The sequence below is a fragment of the Streptomyces sp. NPDC047022 genome, assembly GCF_040644155.1.
In the GTDB taxonomy this organism is placed as follows: domain Bacteria; phylum Actinomycetota; class Actinomycetes; order Streptomycetales; family Streptomycetaceae; genus Streptomyces.
Genome location: NZ_JBEYVV010000008.1, coordinates 120,142 through 134,963 on the forward strand (window position 1 = coordinate 120,142; position 14,822 = coordinate 134,963).

A 14,822-nucleotide genomic window follows, 5' to 3' on the forward strand; every position below is an offset into this window, starting at 1 on the left:
CGCCAGGGGCGCGTGCGTCCACCAGACACGTGGCACCGGGGCGCGCTTGAAGCTTCACCAACCCGGGCATTTCCGCGAGGCACTTGGCAGGAAACGTCAATATGATGTCATTGCAGCCGCTTCGGATGCGGGCACAGAATGTGACCGTGTTACGACGAATAGTTGTAGTGGTGTACTCCGGGGTTCAAGTGCTGGACGTCACCGGTCCGGTCGAGGTCTTCGACACCGTGAACCGATTCCTGGCGGACCCCTCGGCCGGATACCGGATCGAGTGCGTGTCGGCCGGCGCTCCCCTGGTGCGTACCTCGGCGGGGCTGGAGATCGGAGCCTCCCCGTTGGAGGTGGGCGAGGGACCGGTGGACACTCTGCTGGTGCCGGGGGGATGGAGTCTGCACGAGGCTCTGGTGGACCGCCCGCTTGTGGAGTGGATCGGCCGGGCCGCGCGCAGGTCACGACGGGTGGCGTCGGTGTGCGGCGGCTCCTTCTTGCTGGCCGAGGCGGGGCTGCTGGACGGCAGACGTGCGACCACGCACTGGGCCTACTGCCGCGAGATGGCGCGCCGCTATCCGCGGGTCGTGGTTGATCCGGGCCCCATCTTCGTCTGGGACGGACCGTTCGTCACCTCGGCCGGGGTATCCACCGGCATCGACATGGCACTGGCCTTGGTGGAGGCCGACCACGGGGCCGATCTGGCTCTGGAGATCGCTCGCCATCTGGTGCTGTTCTTCAAACGGCACGGCGGACAGCCACAGTTCAGCGCCGTGCTGGATGCCCAACTGGCGGACAGGGCGCCGATCCGCGCGGTGCAGGAGTGGGTGGGCGCTCATGTCGAACACCCGATGCCGGTGCCGGTACTCGCGGAGCGGGCCCGTATGAGCCCGCGGAACTTCGCCAGGGTGTTCCACCGAGAGGTGGGCATGACGCCTGGCCAGTATGTGACGCGGATGCGGATCGCCCGGGCCAGGGACCTGCTGGAGAGTACGGATCTGCCCGTGGGCGAGGTGGCCCAAAGGTGCGGCTTCACTCGCATAGAAACGTTCCTTCGTGCTTTTGGCCGGGCGATGGGCCTTACTCCCGGCGCCTACCGGCAACGTTTTCAGATCTTGGAGCCGTCCGGGCTCATGGTGGACGAGGCGCACGCGGGGAGGATGTCATGACCGGGGAGATGCGCCTGGTGGACTGGCTCGCCGCTGAACTGGCCCGCTTGGGTGTGCAGCACGTGTTCGGGGTCAGCGGCGCCAACATCGAGGACCTCCACGACGCATTACGGGGCACCGGGAACACGGTGCGAGGTGTGGTCGCAAAGCACGAGTTCTCCGCCGTCACCATGGCCGACGGTTGCGCCCGCGTCACGGGTCGGCTGGGAGTGGTGGCGGCAACCTCCGGCGGTGGCGCCATGAACCTCGTGCCGGGCCTCGCAGAGGCACATGCCTCGCGAGTACCGGTGCTGGCGCTGGTCGGACAGCCGCACACCGAGCAGGAGGGCCGTGGTGCCTTCCAGGACTCCAGCGGTGCGGCAGGAACCTTCGATGCCCGTGCGGTGTTCGCGCCGGTCTCCCGCTACTGCGCCCGGGTGGACGACCCGGCGACATTCGACAAGGTGCTGGCCGAAGCGGTGTCTGCGGCCCAGCGCGACCCGAAGGGGCCCGCCGTCCTGCTGCTGCCCAAGGACGTCCAGCAGGCTCTGGTCACTTTCCCGGTGCGGCGGCCTCTCGTCGAGCCCCCTGCGCCCGCTGTCGCGCCACCTCCCCCTGCGCTGGAGCACGCCGCCGGACTGCTGCGCCGTTCTCGGCAGGTGCTGATCGTCGCCGGAGAAGGGGTGGCCGCGGCCGGGGCACGCCAGGAGTTGGCGCGCCTGGCCGGCCGGCTCGGGGCGTGGGTGGCCGTCACACCGGACGCCAAGGATGTGTTCGACAACCGCCATCCCGCATTCGCCGGGGTGGCCGGCGTGATGGGCCACCCCGGAGTAGCGGACCGGATGAGGGACGCCGACCTGTGCCTGTTGGCGGGAACCCGGCTGCCGGTACTGGCACGCGGCGGGCTGGAGGGCGTGCTGGCCGACACCCCGGTGATCTGTGTCGATCCCGAACCTCCCTACGTCAAAGGCCTCGCCCTGCTGGGCAACCCGGGTGAGACGTTGCGGGAGCTGTCGACGCGGCTGGGGCCCTGCCGACGGGACAGCCCGCCGCACCAGGGGCCTGTTCCGCTGCCTGCCGGCGGGCAGGCCGGTGACGGACTGACCGAGTATGCCGACGCCCTCACGGTGATCTCATCGGTACTGCCGCACGACGCTCATGTGTTCGTCGACGCGGGCAACGCGGGAGCAGCGGCCATTCACCTGCTCCCTGCCCCGCTGCGAGGCCGATTCATCGTCGCGGTGGGGATGGGCGGCATGGGTTACACCTTCGGCGCGGGCATCGGCGCCGCGCTCGCCACCGGCCGGCGCACGTACGTCCTCGCCGGAGACGGGGCGTTCTTCATGCACGGCATGGAGGTGCACACAGCGGTGGAGCACTCGGCCCCCGTCACCTTCGTGATCTTCAACAACAACGCACACGCCATGTGCGTCACCAGGGAGGACCTGTTCCAGGGCGGTGCCCGCGGTGACAACACCTTCCGCTCCTCCGACATCGCGGCCGGAACAGCCGCGATGTTTCCGGCACTCCCGGCCACGCGGGCGCACACCGCCGGCCAGTTGCGCAAGGCACTGCTGACCGGGCAGGACGGCGGCGGTCCTGCGCTGGTCGCCATGGACTTCGATCCTGCCGAGATCCCTCCCTTCCTTCCCTTCCTGACCGCAGCTCACGGAACCCCTCATCACCGAAAGAGCGATCATGAAATCGAAACCGTCCATGTCGGATGACATCCCCGGCCTGACTCGGGTGGAGAACACGACCCAGGAAGAACTCATCGCCCGCTGCACGGAGATGACCCACGCGGCGTATCCCCATGAGCAGGTCTACGGGCAGTACTGCACCATCCAGCAATACGTGAACTGCCCGCCGCAGGAGACCTACACCTATCTGAAACAGGGACACCACCTGGAGGAATGGACGTTCAGTCTCCGTGGCTTCGCCCCCACCGCCACCCCCGGCCTGTGGAAGGGCAGCGATCTGCTGGCCGCCGAGACCCCGATCTTCTGCCGGGTCGAGGCCAACCCACAGGTCATGACGGTGGACTACCACTGCGCCTGGGACCAGGGCGAAACTCTCTGGATGATCTACCTCATGCGCGTCGTGCCCGCCCGGCTGGTGCTCGGCAGGCCGGGCTCGGTGATCACCTGGACCAACTGCCGCCATCCCTATTACGACGACAACCCCCGGCCCGATCTCGCACCCGCTCCCGACCGGCCCTGGGTCGGCGACTTCTGGGACCTCTTCTACGCAGGTCACACCGTCGAGATGGACAATCTCAAATCGATCCTTGAACACCGTCACCGACTCGGCCTCCCGGTGTGCGTGCCGCCGCCCTCACAGGTGGCCGCACAGTGACGGCCACGACCGTGTGCGTGGCCGATGTCGCCGGCCACCTGCCGGGCGACCCCGTGCCCGCCGCATACTTCACCGGATACCCCGGCGCGGAGGACCGGCTCCGGGACAGCCCGATGTTCAAGATCCCATCCACGCGGCACCATGTGGCCTCCGGCGAAAGCAATGCCGATCTGATCGAGCGGGCGGTGCAGCCGCTCCTGCAGCGCCAAGGACGCGAAGCCATTCGGGCGGTGGACGTCCTGCTGGTGCACAGCCAACTGCCGGACATCCCCTTTGTCGGCGCCGCGGGCGAAGTCGCCCACCGACTGGGACTGCGCCCCCGGTGGATGCTCGACGTGGCCAACGGTGGCTGCGCCTCCTTCGTCCATCTGCTGGAGCTCGCCCGGCAGATCCTCGCCACCACCGACGCCCGGACCGCCCTGATCTGCAACGCCCAGACCGCGGCCGGCCAACTGTTCACCCAGGACCGGGTACGCGGCCTGGCACAGGCCGCGATCCCGGGCGACGGCTGCGGCGTGGCGTACCTCACCACCGGATCCCAAGGCTCTCCCGTACTCGGTCTGAGGACACGTCATCTCCCCGAGTTCGCAGGGGAGATGCAACTGGTCCGGGACGACGGCCGCAGGTACTGGGAGGCAGGCGAGGCGCAGCCGCGCATCGGCTTCACCGAGGAGGCCGTCGCCAAGGTCCTGGACCGAGGAAACCGCCTGGTCCCCGAGGTGGTCCGGGAGCTGTGCCGCGACCTGGGCAAGGAGAGCGGCGACATCGACGTACTGATCACGAACCAGCCCAACCGGCTGTTCCTGGACAACTGGCGCCAGGCTCTGGGACTGCCGCCCGAGCGGCACCCCGACACCTTCGACAGCTGCGGCAATCTGTTCGGGGCCGCGATGCCGATCACCCTCGACCACGCTGTTCTGTCCGGGCAGGTGCCTGAGGACAGCTTGGTGATCCTCGGTGGATTCGCCCACGCCGGCGACTACGCGGCTGCCGCGGCGATCCACTGGAAGGGACGTGCATGACAGCCGTGAGCGCATTCCGGCTGTACGTAAGGGTGGTCAGCGAGTCCGGCCATCCGGGCGACCGCGGCGCCGGCTCGGACGGGTCCTCCGGATCACATGGCTGACCGGACGCCCATGACGAGAAGCGCGACGAGGTAGCGGATGGCGGTCCTGCCGCATCGCAAGGCAGGACCGCCACTCGCCGTCCGCGGGCCGACGTGGCCGCGCGGTGGGTGATTCCGGCGCCGCCGAATCGCCGCGGTGGCTCCGGGTGGACTCAGTGGAGGCAGAGGCAGAACGGATGGCCGGCCGGGTCCGCATAGACCCGCCAGTTGGCTTCCGGGCGGAGCTGGTCCGTGCGTTCCAGTACGCTCGCGCCCAGGTCGAGTGCCCGCTTCTCCTCCGCGTCGAGGTCATCGACGTCGAAGTCCAGGTGGAGCTGCTGCGGGCGATGTCGGCCGGGCCATTCGGGCGGCAGATAACCGTCCACCCGCTGGCAGGCCAGCGGCGTCCCCTCGAAGCCATGCACCTCGACCCAGTCGGGATCCTCCGGGTCCGCGACCACCCGGCCGCCGAGGAGATCCGCGTAGAACTCCGCGAGTCGTACCGGATCGGCGCAGTCCAGCGCGACCGCCTGCAGCTTTCTGATCACTTTCCACATCCCTCGCTTCGGCCGCTTCCGCGACTCCCCCGTACGGGAGAGGGAGTACCCGCCGCCATGGCGGGCATGCGCGCCGGAGCGCCGAGCCGCCGCCGGGCTTCACCCTCGCCCTTCTGTGGTGGTCGCGCGTCAGCCGACGCAGCCGAAGGGGATGACGGGGCTCAGCAGGCAGTTGGTGGGGGTGTTCCCGCTGATGGTCGACAGGAAGACGTTGCTGAACTGGGTGTCGGTCCAGACGCCGCCCGGGGCGGGGGCGATGGGCGCGATGTTGTTGTTCACGCTGGAGGAGAAGAGGCCGACCGAGCCGCCGATGTTGTAGATGCCGCCCGACACGGCTCCGGTGCCGGTGACCTTGTTGGCGTCGACATGGGAGCCGGACACTGACAGGGACGCATTGAGGTTGTTCTTGTCCACGTAGATCCCGCCGCCCTTGGAGTATCGGCCGGAGGCCAGGTTTCCAGTGACCGTGGTGCCACTTTGCACCGACAGGATGTTCGACCCCGAACTCTCCGGCTGCATCGCGATGCCCGCGCCGCGACCGTCGGCGCCGATGATCCGGTTGCCCGTGACCTTGCTGCTGTCCAGGGTGAACTGACCGTGCTCCAGGAAGATGCCGCCGCCGAAGTGGTTGAGGCCCGTGGGCGTGTCGAACCCGGTGACCGTGTTGCCGCTGATCCTGACGTTCTGGAACGTGACCGACCCGTTGCCGGTGGAGTCGGCCAGAACGCCGCCCCCGCCTTCCACACTGTTGGTGACCCGATTGTCAGCGATCGTGGTGCCGATCACGGTCAGCATGTTTGAGCCGGTGAAATAGAGGCCGCCGCCCGCGGACTTCGCGGTGTTGTAGTCGATGGTGCTGTTCAAGATGGCCGCAGGCTGCGAGGTGTCGATGATGATGCCGCCCCCGTACGCCCCCGACCGGTTGCGGGACAGGGTCACCTTGGACAAAGTGACGCCGGTCGTCCCCTGAGCGTAGATGCCGGCGGGGCCGCTGCCGTTGCGGTTGTCGTTGACCGTGCCGCCGGTGAGGGAGAGCGTCGTACCGCTGGCGGCGTTGATCGCACCGGCCTTGCCGGGGTCGTCGGCTGCGTTGCCCTGGAAGTTCACGTTGGTGGCGCTCAGAGATCCGTCAGTGGTTCCGAGATCGACGCCACCGGCGCCGGTGGCCGAGGCGCTGCCGTTCATCACGGTCAGGGTGTCCATGGTCAGGGCTACCCCCCCGACCTCGAAGATCCCGAACTGGGTGGCGGCCGCCGGGTCGCGGCGGATCGTGGCGTGGTTGCCCTGGATGGTCAAGGGCTGGGTGATGGTGGGGAGGGTGCCGTCCGAGTCGGCCAGCGTGTAGACGCAGTACGAGGTCAGGGCGAGGGTGTCGCCCCCCACCATTCCGTTCGACGCGTTGATCGCCGCGATCAGCTGCGCCGTCGAACACCCCACGTTCGTGATTGCGTACGCCGGAGCCGCCGACACCACACCCGCCAGCAACACCCCCGCCGCCACGGCCGCCCCTGCATGCGTACTCCGCCGACCCATCGCTCGCACTCCTCCACTGGCTCGCCCGACCCGCCCTCGCGGATCGGCGACTCCAAGCTAACCGGCATATTTATGCACGAAAGCTGACATTCCGTTAGCTCGTCGAACTGCCATCCGGTCAGCCCATGCGACCGTGTGGGGCTCGTGAAGTCCCCACAGGAAGAGCGGATCCGGCCGGCTCACGCCCTGCCGGCGTGAGCGGCGGGTTCGTTCGGCCCCACGGACGAACCCGCCCGATCACAGCGTCGCACCAGACACCCACCATCGACTACGATGGGTAGTCGAACAATTACTTTGGGTTGGACTGGAGAAGAAGCGACAGTGCACGAGCATCCCCCCAACAGTCCGACCGGCCAGGTGCCGCCGCCCGTCACCCCTGTCGGGGGAGCTACCGTCACGGTGGGCACGCAGGCCGGGTCGCGCCCCGGGAATGCGCACCCCGTGTACGCGAAGCCGCGCGGCGCGATGGGCGCCATGTGCCTCGCGCTGATCCTCGTCGCGTCGTCCATGTCGGCCCTCAATCTGGCGCTGCCCCAGCTGGCGCTCGACCTCGGCGCCTCCACCACGTCGTTGACGTGGATCGTCGACGGCTACACGGTGGTGCTCGCGGGCCTCGTACTGCCGCTCGGCGCCCTCGGTGACCGCTACGGCCGCCGCGCGGTACTGGTCGCGGGCACGGCGGTGTTCGGGGCGGCGGCTCTCACTGCGTCGTTCGCCTCGGGGAGTGCCGAACTCGTGGCGTGGCGCGCGGTCATGGGTCTGGGCGCGGCCATGATGATGCCCGGGACGCTGTCGACGATGACGGCCGTGCTGCCTCCCGACCAGCGGGCGCGTGGTGTGGCCGCGTGGGCCGGGTGCGCGGCCGCGGGCGTCGCTCTCGGCTTGCTCGCGTCGGGCGTGTTGCTCGAGTGGTCTTCGTGGCGGTCGATCTTCACCGCGGCGGCAGCCGCCGCTCTCGTCACGGGCGTCGTGGCGGTGCTGTTCGCTCCGGAGACCCGGGAGGCGCGTCCCGGGCGTTTCGACGCTGCCGGGGCCGTGTGCACCGCGATCGCGCCGGGCGCGCTCGTCTTCGCGCTCATCGAGGGCAACGACGTGGGGTGGGGCGAGCCGCCGGTGGTCGCGGCCGTAGCGGTCTCGGTGTCGGCCGCTGTCGCCTATGTCGTCCTCGGCCTGCGCACCGACGACCCCCTGCTCGATCCGCAGTTGTTCCGCATCCCTGGGTTCCGCGCGGGGTCGGTGACGATCGCTGCGCAGTTCCTCGCGGTATTCGGGTTCTACTTCGTGGGGTTGCAATACGTGCAGCTCGTGCTGGGCTACCGTCCGCTGAAGGCGGGCCTGGCGCTGCTGCCGATCGGCTTGGTGGTCGTGCCGGTGTCACAGACGACGCCGCGTCTGGCCGCGCGCTTCGGCGCGCGCGCGGTCATGGTCACCGGCCTGCTGCTGCTCGGGTGCGGGCTCGTCGCGATGGCGTCACTGGACGCTGGATCGGGCTACCTGCCGTTCCTCGCCTGCCTTCTTGTGGCGGGGCTCGGCGTCGGGATGACGGGCGCGGTCGGCACGTCGGCCATCACCGGCTCGCTCACACGCGACAAACAGGGCGTCGCCTCGGCGGTGAACGACGTCACGCGCGAGGTCGGGGCGGCGGTCGGCATCGCGCTGATGGGGTCGGTGTTCGGCAATCGATACCGCGCGTCCCTTCCGGAGGCGGTCTCGCGCCTGCCGCGGGATGCCGCCGAGGCCGTGCGCCAGTCACCGGCGGGCGGTCTCCACGTCGCCGGGCACGCCGGGCAGCAGGGCGCGGCTCTGGCCACCGGGGTGCGCGAGGCGTTCATGCGCGGCATGTCCGCTGCGTTGCTCTCGGCAGCGGTCGTCGTCGCGGTCGCGGCCTGCTCCCTTGTCCGCGCCCCGGGGCGGACCCGGCGGTCCGCCGATTAGTGCCGCGACAGGCAACGTTGGCCCGTCAAAGAGGTTGCCCGCTGCGGCACCAAGGCGTCTTTCGTTCTCAAGCCCCACCCTGGGAGTTCCTCGATGACCACCTCAACCGGACAGATCGACGTCCTCGTCGTCGGCGCGGGCCCGACCGGGCTCGCCTGCGCGATCCTGCTGGGCCGGGCGGGGATCAGAACCCACGTCGTGGCCCGGCACACTGGCACCGCGACCCATCCCAAGGCTCACGTCGTCAACGCCAGGTCCATGGAGATCCTGCGGCAGTGGGGGCTGTCCGCCGCTGTCGCCGAGGCCGCGCTCCCGCCCGACCGCGGCCTCGGCATGGGGTGGATGACGCGCATGGCCGGGCGCGAACTGGGGCGGCTCATGGTCGACGACGACCCCCAGGCCCTGCACGCCGCGCTGAACGACTCCAGCGAGATCCTGCGTTCGTGCCCGCAGGACGTGCTGGAACCACTGCTCCTGAAGGCGGCGACGGCGAGTTCCAACGTCACCGTGGAGTTCTCGACCGAAGTCCTGACCGCCGACCAGGACGGTGAGGGCGTCACCACCCGCGCCCGCGTGGTACGGGACGGCGGCGAGCGCCTCTTCCGCTCGGCGTACGTCATCGCGGCCGACGGGGCCCGCAGCACGATCCGGCGGCACCTGGGCATCGCCAACGACGAGTTCCAGGCGACCGCGCACATGATCGGCGTTCACTTCACCGCCGACCTCGCCGACTACCAGAGCGAGCGGCCGTTTCTGCTGTGGTGGATCGTCAACCCGGACACCCAGGGCGTGTTCATCGCGCTGGACGGCCGCCACCGCTGGACCTATCTGTTCGGCTACGACCCCACGCGCAACATGCCGACCGACTTCACCGGGGAACGCTGCGCGCGGATCGTCCGCGACGCGGTGGGCGCGCCCGGGCTCGACGTCCGGGTCCACGGCGTCTTCCCGTGGCGCATGGAGACCGCGATCGCGCACCGTTTCCGCGACCGTCGGGTCTTCCTCGCCGGGGACGCCGCCCACCGGTTCCCGCCCACCGGAGGCTTCGGCATGAACACCGGTATCCAGGACGCCCACAACCTCGCCTGGAAACTCGCCCACGTGCTGCGCGGCACGGCCGGTGAGGGGCTGCTCGACACCTACGAGAGCGAACGCCGTCCGGTGGCCGTCACCAACGCCCTCCAGAGCAAGGCCAATGCGGAGGGGCTGGCGCCCACGGGCGCTTTGCTCGCCGACCCGGAGTCGCTGCGCGCGGTGGAGGACGAGGAGTCCGCCGAGGGCGAGGTACTGCGGGCCGCGATCGCCGCCGCCATCCCGGCGCAACGCGACCAGGCATTGTTCAACGGCCAGACGTTCGGCTACCTCTACGAGTCCGCGGCCATCGTGGACGACGGCACCGAGGCGCCGGTGTCGAGTGTGTCGGTCTACCGCCCCACCGCGCGCCCCGGCGCCCGGGCGCCGCATCTGTGGCTGACCGGGCCCGACGGCGACCATGTGGCCCTGGTGGACGCGACCGGCGACGGGTTCGCGGTCCTGGCCGGGCCGCGCGGCGACGCCTGGGAGGGCGCCGCCGCCGTGGTCCGCGAGAGGTACGAGATCGATGTGGCCGTCCTGCGTGTCGGCCCGGACTGCCCGTGGACCGACAAGGACGGCGAGTGGGCCGCGCTGTACGGCGTCGGGGCCGCCGGCTGCGTCCTCATCCGTCCCGACGGCCACGTCGGTATGCGGCACGCGGACGAACCCGGCGATGCGACCGGCGTGCTGTGCGCGGCCGTGGCCCAGATCCTCGCACGGGAGACGTCGCCGCTCACGGTCGGCTGAACCGTCGGTGCCCCGGCGGCCGGTGGACGGCCGCCGGGGCACCACCCGCAGTTGCCAGTGCTGTGACCGGAAAGGTTTGACGTCGCGAGCCGGTGGACCTTTCCGGTCACAGCACTAGACCACGGTCAGCTGCATGAAGCCGTAGGAGAACCGGCCGCTCTCCGGCACCCAGCACAGCACCTTCTGCCCTGGCTCGAAGCGTCCGCCGTTGAGCAGTTCCTCAAGCATGATGAACACCGACGCCGAGCCGGTGTTGCCCTTGTACTCGAGGTTGGTGAACCACTTCTCCTCCGGGACACCGAGCCCGCACTCGCGGAAGGTGTCCATGACCGGCTGCCGGAAGTACGCCGATGAGTAGTGCGGCAGGAACCAGTCGTAGTCCTCGCCGCTGATGTCCCGCCGCTCCTTCAGGACCGTGATGCTCTCGGCGAGCAGTTTCATGATCAGCTCGCCGAGCTGCCGCGCGTCCTGCTTGATGAAGAAGTGCCCGGCCTCCAGCGCGTCGCGGGGTGTCCCCTTCTGCCGCCAGCCGGTGAACGACCCGTCCTTCCCCTTCTCCGCACCCACGTACATGCAGGGGTCGGCGAGGTGCGCCATCGAGATGGTCTCGACCCAGTCGACGCGCAACGACACCGACGCGCCCCGGGGCTCATCGCTGACCAGGACGGCGGCAGCGCCGTCGGACAGCATCCAGCGCAGGAAGTCGGCCTCCAGAGCGACCACCGGGCTGGCGTCCAGGCGGCCCACCGACGCGTCCTCGTCCGCGTCGGCAGGCCGGTGGTCGAACGCGAAGTACCGCGCCCGCAGCCCCGCCGAGGCCGTCTCCGAAGCGGTCGCAATGGCGTTCCTGCTCGCGCCGGACAGCACGCTGAGGTAGGCGTACTTGAACGCGGTCAGGCCGGACATGCACACTCCTGCCGTGCTCACCGCCTCGCACGGCGGCGCGCCCAGATCCGCGTGCACCATCACGGCGTGGTTCGGCAGCAACTGGTCGGGCATGGTCGTGCCGCAGGACAGTGTCTCCAGGTCGGCCAGCTGGAAACCTGTACGCCTGCACAGCTCGTGGACCGCCTCGATCGTCAACTGGGCGTTGGTGTGGGTCGCTTCGCCGGTCACCGGGTCAATGGCGTAATGACGGGTCTTGATGCCGTTGTTGCGCAGCACCATCGCCTTGGTGCGCGACCGGACGCCGCCGATCCGGCCGAGCACGTCCTCGATTCGGCTGTTGTCGACGGGCTCGTTGGGCAATACGACGCCAGCTCCGGAAATGTACGCGGGCATGGGTTCTGGGATCCTCTCGGTGGTTGTGCAGGGCAGGGGCTACGGCCGCAGACCGCGTACGTAACGGCTGAGGCGACGCGCGAAGACGACGCGCAGCACCGGCGTCAGCAGCGCCGACGCGAGCAGTACGACGGGCAGCCAGGTCACGAGCATCAGGACGAAGAGCCCGATCACCGGCTGACGCGCGAGACTTCCGGGTGTGCCGCATCGCCGGGCCAGCCGGGCGATCGCTTCCATGGGCGGCACGACGGCCGCCTCCGGCAGCAACGAGCCGACGTCGAGACTGACCGGCGCGACGTCGGACAGCAGGGAGGCGGGCTCGGGTTCGGCCCAGCGGTCCCGGGTTGCGAGCAGCCGCTCGCCGACGCGGCCGAGCGCGTCGATGTCGCCGCGCGCGACCCCGGCGGCGGGCAGCAGGATCCTCCTGTCCCGACGTCCGGTGATCATCAGCAGCGGCGCGGTGATGTATCCGGCCAGCGAACCACCCTGGTGCGTCAGGACGATGCTGTCGGTGTGCTGACCACCGGCGCGCTCGATGAGGGCGCGGGCCCTGGCATAGGCGCGCTGCCACATCCGGCGACAGCACGTCACGCTCACCACACGTGCGCCACGCAGGACTTCGGCCTCGGGCGCGGTGAGAAACGCCTGGATCGGCAGCGACGGCGACAGGAACCACACCTGCCAGCCGAGGATGACGAGGTCGAAGCGTTCGCCCGGGTCCAGTGCGACAGGGGCGAGTGGCGGGGGCTCGCCGTTGAGGGACTCCGGCATGCAGTCGAAGAACTCCCGCGCCCCCCAAGGAAAGGAGTAGGGGGGCGCCGTGTCGATCGGCAGCCAGCAGATCTCCACATCAGGCGCCTGCAGGGGAACGGTGAGCGCTTCGAGGGCGTTTCGGACGTCACCGGATTGCGAGTAGTAGACGACAAGAACACGCTTCACGCCGCCCTCCATGAACGGACGGATGGGGAGAGCACGGCGGCGGCGCGACAGCGCCGCTCACAGACAAAGATCACGACCGACTAGATAGTCGCCAGGTGTCCCCCCAACGGCGCAATCACCCGATAGCGGGCGTGTCAGAGTCGGACCGCCGGCGCCCTTGCCGGTTGCCCGACAGTCGTCGGCGGAGGCGGGTGATCCCCTCCTGTTGATGCTGGTCGCGCAGGCGAACAACACTCTGTTGGCCGACGACGAGACTTGACGATTCGAGAGGCCGGATCGGTCTGGGAGTTGTGTGGGCCCGGTGAAACCATGGCTCGAGCTCCCGGCGCACACATCGTTGTTCGAGGGGGAAGCAACAGATGAAGCTACGCAACCGCTTACGCGCGAGCCTGGTCGCACTCGGCCTCGCCGCGTCCAGCCTGACGATCGCCACACTCGGCGCGACGCAGGCCCACGCCTGCGGCAAGTCAGCGCTCGGTCCGGTCCAGACCATCACCGCGGGCAGCCAGAGCATCGGCAACTTCTATCTGGCGTGGAACAACTGCCCCAGCCCAGCAGTGGTGTACACCGAGATCCACCTCTGGAACACCCGCTATACGAACGCTAGCGGGCAAATCCTCGTGGCGAACACCTACCCGGGCGGAACCTACGCCACGGGCCCGTCCAAGCCGACCATCGTCAGCGACGGAACCGCCTGGTGGGACGCTGGTCCGATCTCGATCTACAGCCGCCCGAGCAGCACCCGCACCTACTACGGGTCGTTCAATTTCTCCGCCAATGGCTACTGGTGTTCCGGCCGTACGGCGACGTGGAACTTCTCCAACGGGTCGTACGGCGCCGGCCCGATGTACGTCCGGTGCCAATAACCCATGAACAGCCTAGGGCCCGGCCCGGCCCGGCCTGGCATGGCCTGGCATGGCCTGGCCCTAGCGCCGGGGGCGCTGATCGTCAACCAGGGCCAGGCTGTGCTGTCCGCCTGCGTCGATGGCGTGCACGTCCGTGAGGAATCGGGTACAGGGAGCCGTCTGGCCCGGTGCGCACACCGGAACCGGCGTGCGCCGGTTGGTGGTCGTGCCGTCACCCAGCTGACCGAAACCGTTGTTTCCCCAGGCGAGGGCGGCGTCCTTGCCCAGCGCCAGGCTGTGGCGTCCGCCTGCGGTGATGGTGCGTACATCGGTGAGGAATCGGGTGCAGGGGGCCGTCTGACCAGGCGCGCACACCCGAACCGGCGTGACCCGGTTGGTGGTGGTGCCGTCACCGAGCTGACCGATGCCGTTGTTTCCCCAGGCGAGAGCGGCGCCGTCCTTGCCCAGCGCCAGGCTGTGGGTGCGGCCTGCGGCGATGGCGTGCACGCCGGTGAGGAATCGGGTGCAAGGTGCCGTTTGGCCGGGCGCGCACACCCGAACCGGCGTGCGCCGGTTGGTGGTCGTGCCATCACCCAGCTCACCGAAGGTGTTTTCTCCCCAGGCGAGAGCGGCGCCGTCCTTGACCAGCGCCAGGCTGTGGGTGCGGCCTGCGTCGATGGCGTGCACGCTGGTGAGGAATCGGGTGCAGGGGGCCGTCTGGCCGGGCGCGCACACCCGAACCGGCGTGCGCCGGTTGGTGGTCGTGCCATCACCGAGCTGACCGAAACCATTGGTTCCCCAGGCGAGGACGGTGTCGTCCTTGCGCAGCGCCAGGCTGTGGCCGCCGCGTGCGGCGATGGTGCGTACGTCGGTGAGGAATCGGGTGCAAGGGGCCATCTGACCGGGCGCGCACACCCGAACCGGCGTGACCCGGTTGGTGAAGGTGCCGTCGCCCAGTTCACCGCCGCCGTTGTTTCCCCAGGCGAGGACTGTGCCGTCCTTGCGCAGCGCCAGGCTGTGGTTGGTGCCCGCGGCGACGCCCACCACGTCGGTCAGGAATCGGGTACAGGGGGCCGTCTGACCAGGCGCGCACACCCGAACCGGCGTGACCCGGCTGGTGGTCGTGCCATCACCCAGCTCACCGAATCCATTGTCTCCCCAGGCGAGGACTGTGCCGTCCTTGCGCAGCGCCAGGCTGCGGCCGGTGCCTGCGGCGATGCCCACCACGTCGGTCAGGAATCGGGTACAGGGGGCCGTCTGACCAGGCGCGCACACCCGAACCGGCGTGACCCGGCTGGTGGTCGTGCCATCACCC

12 protein-coding genes are annotated in these 14,822 nt (G+C 69.5%); 7 read left to right on the forward strand and 5 right to left on the reverse strand.

The window, feature by feature from the left end; translation table 11 throughout:
* Positions 1-146 precede the first annotated feature (146 nt).
* From ABZ845_RS11930 to ABZ845_RS11945, 4 genes are read left to right on the forward strand one after another with little or no spacing between them, the layout of a single operon-like run.
* Entirely contained in the window at positions 147-1,157 is a 1,011-nt protein-coding gene (locus ABZ845_RS11930) for a DJ-1/PfpI family protein (protein ID WP_360976692.1), read from the forward strand.
* The gene (locus ABZ845_RS11935; RefSeq protein ID WP_360976695.1) at positions 1,154-2,863 is read left to right on the forward strand and encodes a thiamine pyrophosphate-binding protein; all 1,710 of its coding nucleotides are present in this window, start codon (positions 1,154-1,156) and stop codon (positions 2,861-2,863) included. Before ABZ845_RS11930 ends, ABZ845_RS11935 begins: the two co-directional genes overlap by 4 nt.
* Positions 2,835-3,491 carry an SRPBCC family protein gene (locus ABZ845_RS11940; protein WP_360976698.1) on the forward strand — a complete coding sequence of 219 codons (657 nt, stop codon included), beginning with the start codon at positions 2,835-2,837 and terminating at the stop codon, positions 3,489-3,491. Before ABZ845_RS11935 ends, ABZ845_RS11940 begins: the two co-directional genes overlap by 29 nt.
* On the forward strand, positions 3,488-4,513 hold the full coding sequence (locus ABZ845_RS11945) for a 3-oxoacyl-[acyl-carrier-protein] synthase III C-terminal domain-containing protein (RefSeq protein ID WP_360976701.1): 1,026 nt from the start codon (positions 3,488-3,490) through the stop codon (positions 4,511-4,513). The genes ABZ845_RS11940 and ABZ845_RS11945 overlap by 4 nt, the downstream gene beginning before the upstream one ends.
* Positions 4,514-4,769: 256 nt before the next feature.
* Here the strand turns inward: ABZ845_RS11945 and ABZ845_RS11950 are convergent, their stop codons facing one another.
* Both ABZ845_RS11950 and ABZ845_RS11955 read right to left on the reverse strand, forming a co-directional pair.
* On the reverse strand, positions 4,770-5,144 hold the full coding sequence (locus ABZ845_RS11950) for a VOC family protein (RefSeq protein WP_360976704.1): 375 nt from the start codon (positions 5,142-5,144) through the stop codon (positions 4,770-4,772).
* A gap of 138 nt (positions 5,145-5,282) precedes the next feature.
* Positions 5,283-6,686 carry a right-handed parallel beta-helix repeat-containing protein gene (locus tag ABZ845_RS11955; protein WP_360976707.1) on the reverse strand — a complete coding sequence of 468 codons (1,404 nt, stop codon included), beginning with the start codon at positions 6,684-6,686 and terminating at the stop codon, positions 5,283-5,285.
* 321 nt (positions 6,687-7,007) lie between these two features.
* Here ABZ845_RS11955 and ABZ845_RS11960 point away from each other — a divergent pair, with 321 nt between their 5' ends.
* Together ABZ845_RS11960 and ABZ845_RS11965 are read left to right on the forward strand one after the other, a co-directional pair.
* On the forward strand, positions 7,008-8,621 hold the full coding sequence (locus ABZ845_RS11960) for an MFS transporter (RefSeq protein ID WP_360976710.1): 1,614 nt from the start codon (positions 7,008-7,010) through the stop codon (positions 8,619-8,621).
* A gap of 93 nt (positions 8,622-8,714) precedes the next feature.
* Positions 8,715-10,442, forward strand: a complete 1,728-nt coding sequence (locus ABZ845_RS11965) for an FAD-dependent monooxygenase (RefSeq protein WP_360976713.1) — start codon at positions 8,715-8,717, stop codon at positions 10,440-10,442.
* 114 nt (positions 10,443-10,556) lie between these two features.
* On the opposite strand, the gene ABZ845_RS11970 is transcribed toward ABZ845_RS11965, so the two are convergent.
* Together ABZ845_RS11970 and ABZ845_RS11975 are read right to left on the reverse strand one after the other, a co-directional pair.
* Positions 10,557-11,723 carry a beta-ketoacyl-ACP synthase III gene (locus ABZ845_RS11970; RefSeq protein ID WP_360976716.1) on the reverse strand — a complete coding sequence of 389 codons (1,167 nt, stop codon included), beginning with the start codon at positions 11,721-11,723 and terminating at the stop codon, positions 10,557-10,559.
* A 39-nt stretch (positions 11,724-11,762) separates the two neighbouring features.
* On the reverse strand, positions 11,763-12,662 hold the full coding sequence (locus ABZ845_RS11975) for a hypothetical protein (protein WP_360976719.1): 900 nt from the start codon (positions 12,660-12,662) through the stop codon (positions 11,763-11,765).
* A 359-nt stretch (positions 12,663-13,021) separates the two neighbouring features.
* Here ABZ845_RS11975 and ABZ845_RS11980 point away from each other — a divergent pair, with 359 nt between their 5' ends.
* Positions 13,022-13,528, forward strand: coding sequence for a hypothetical protein (locus ABZ845_RS11980; RefSeq protein ID WP_360976722.1), 507 nt, complete (start codon positions 13,022-13,024; stop codon positions 13,526-13,528).
* A gap of 60 nt (positions 13,529-13,588) precedes the next feature.
* Here ABZ845_RS11980 and ABZ845_RS11985 read toward each other — a convergent pair.
* A partial coding sequence (locus ABZ845_RS11985; protein WP_360976725.1) for a hypothetical protein occupies positions 13,589-14,822 on the reverse strand: 1,234 nt, incomplete at its 5' end.

Coding starts and splice junctions, on each gene's coding strand:
- ABZ845_RS11940 (WP_360976698.1), top strand. CDS start 2,835: ATGAAATCGAAACCGTCCATGTCGGATGACATCCCCGGCCTGACTCGG.
- ABZ845_RS11970 (WP_360976716.1), bottom strand. CDS start 11,723: ATGCCCGCGTACATTTCCGGAGCTGGCGTCGTATTGCCCAACGAGCCC.
- ABZ845_RS11935 (WP_360976695.1), top strand. CDS start 1,154: ATGACCGGGGAGATGCGCCTGGTGGACTGGCTCGCCGCTGAACTGGCC.
- ABZ845_RS11980 (WP_360976722.1), top strand. CDS start 13,022: ATGAAGCTACGCAACCGCTTACGCGCGAGCCTGGTCGCACTCGGCCTC.
- ABZ845_RS11965 (WP_360976713.1), top strand. CDS start 8,715: ATGACCACCTCAACCGGACAGATCGACGTCCTCGTCGTCGGCGCGGGC.
- ABZ845_RS11955 (WP_360976707.1), bottom strand. CDS start 6,686: ATGGGTCGGCGGAGTACGCATGCAGGGGCGGCCGTGGCGGCGGGGGTG.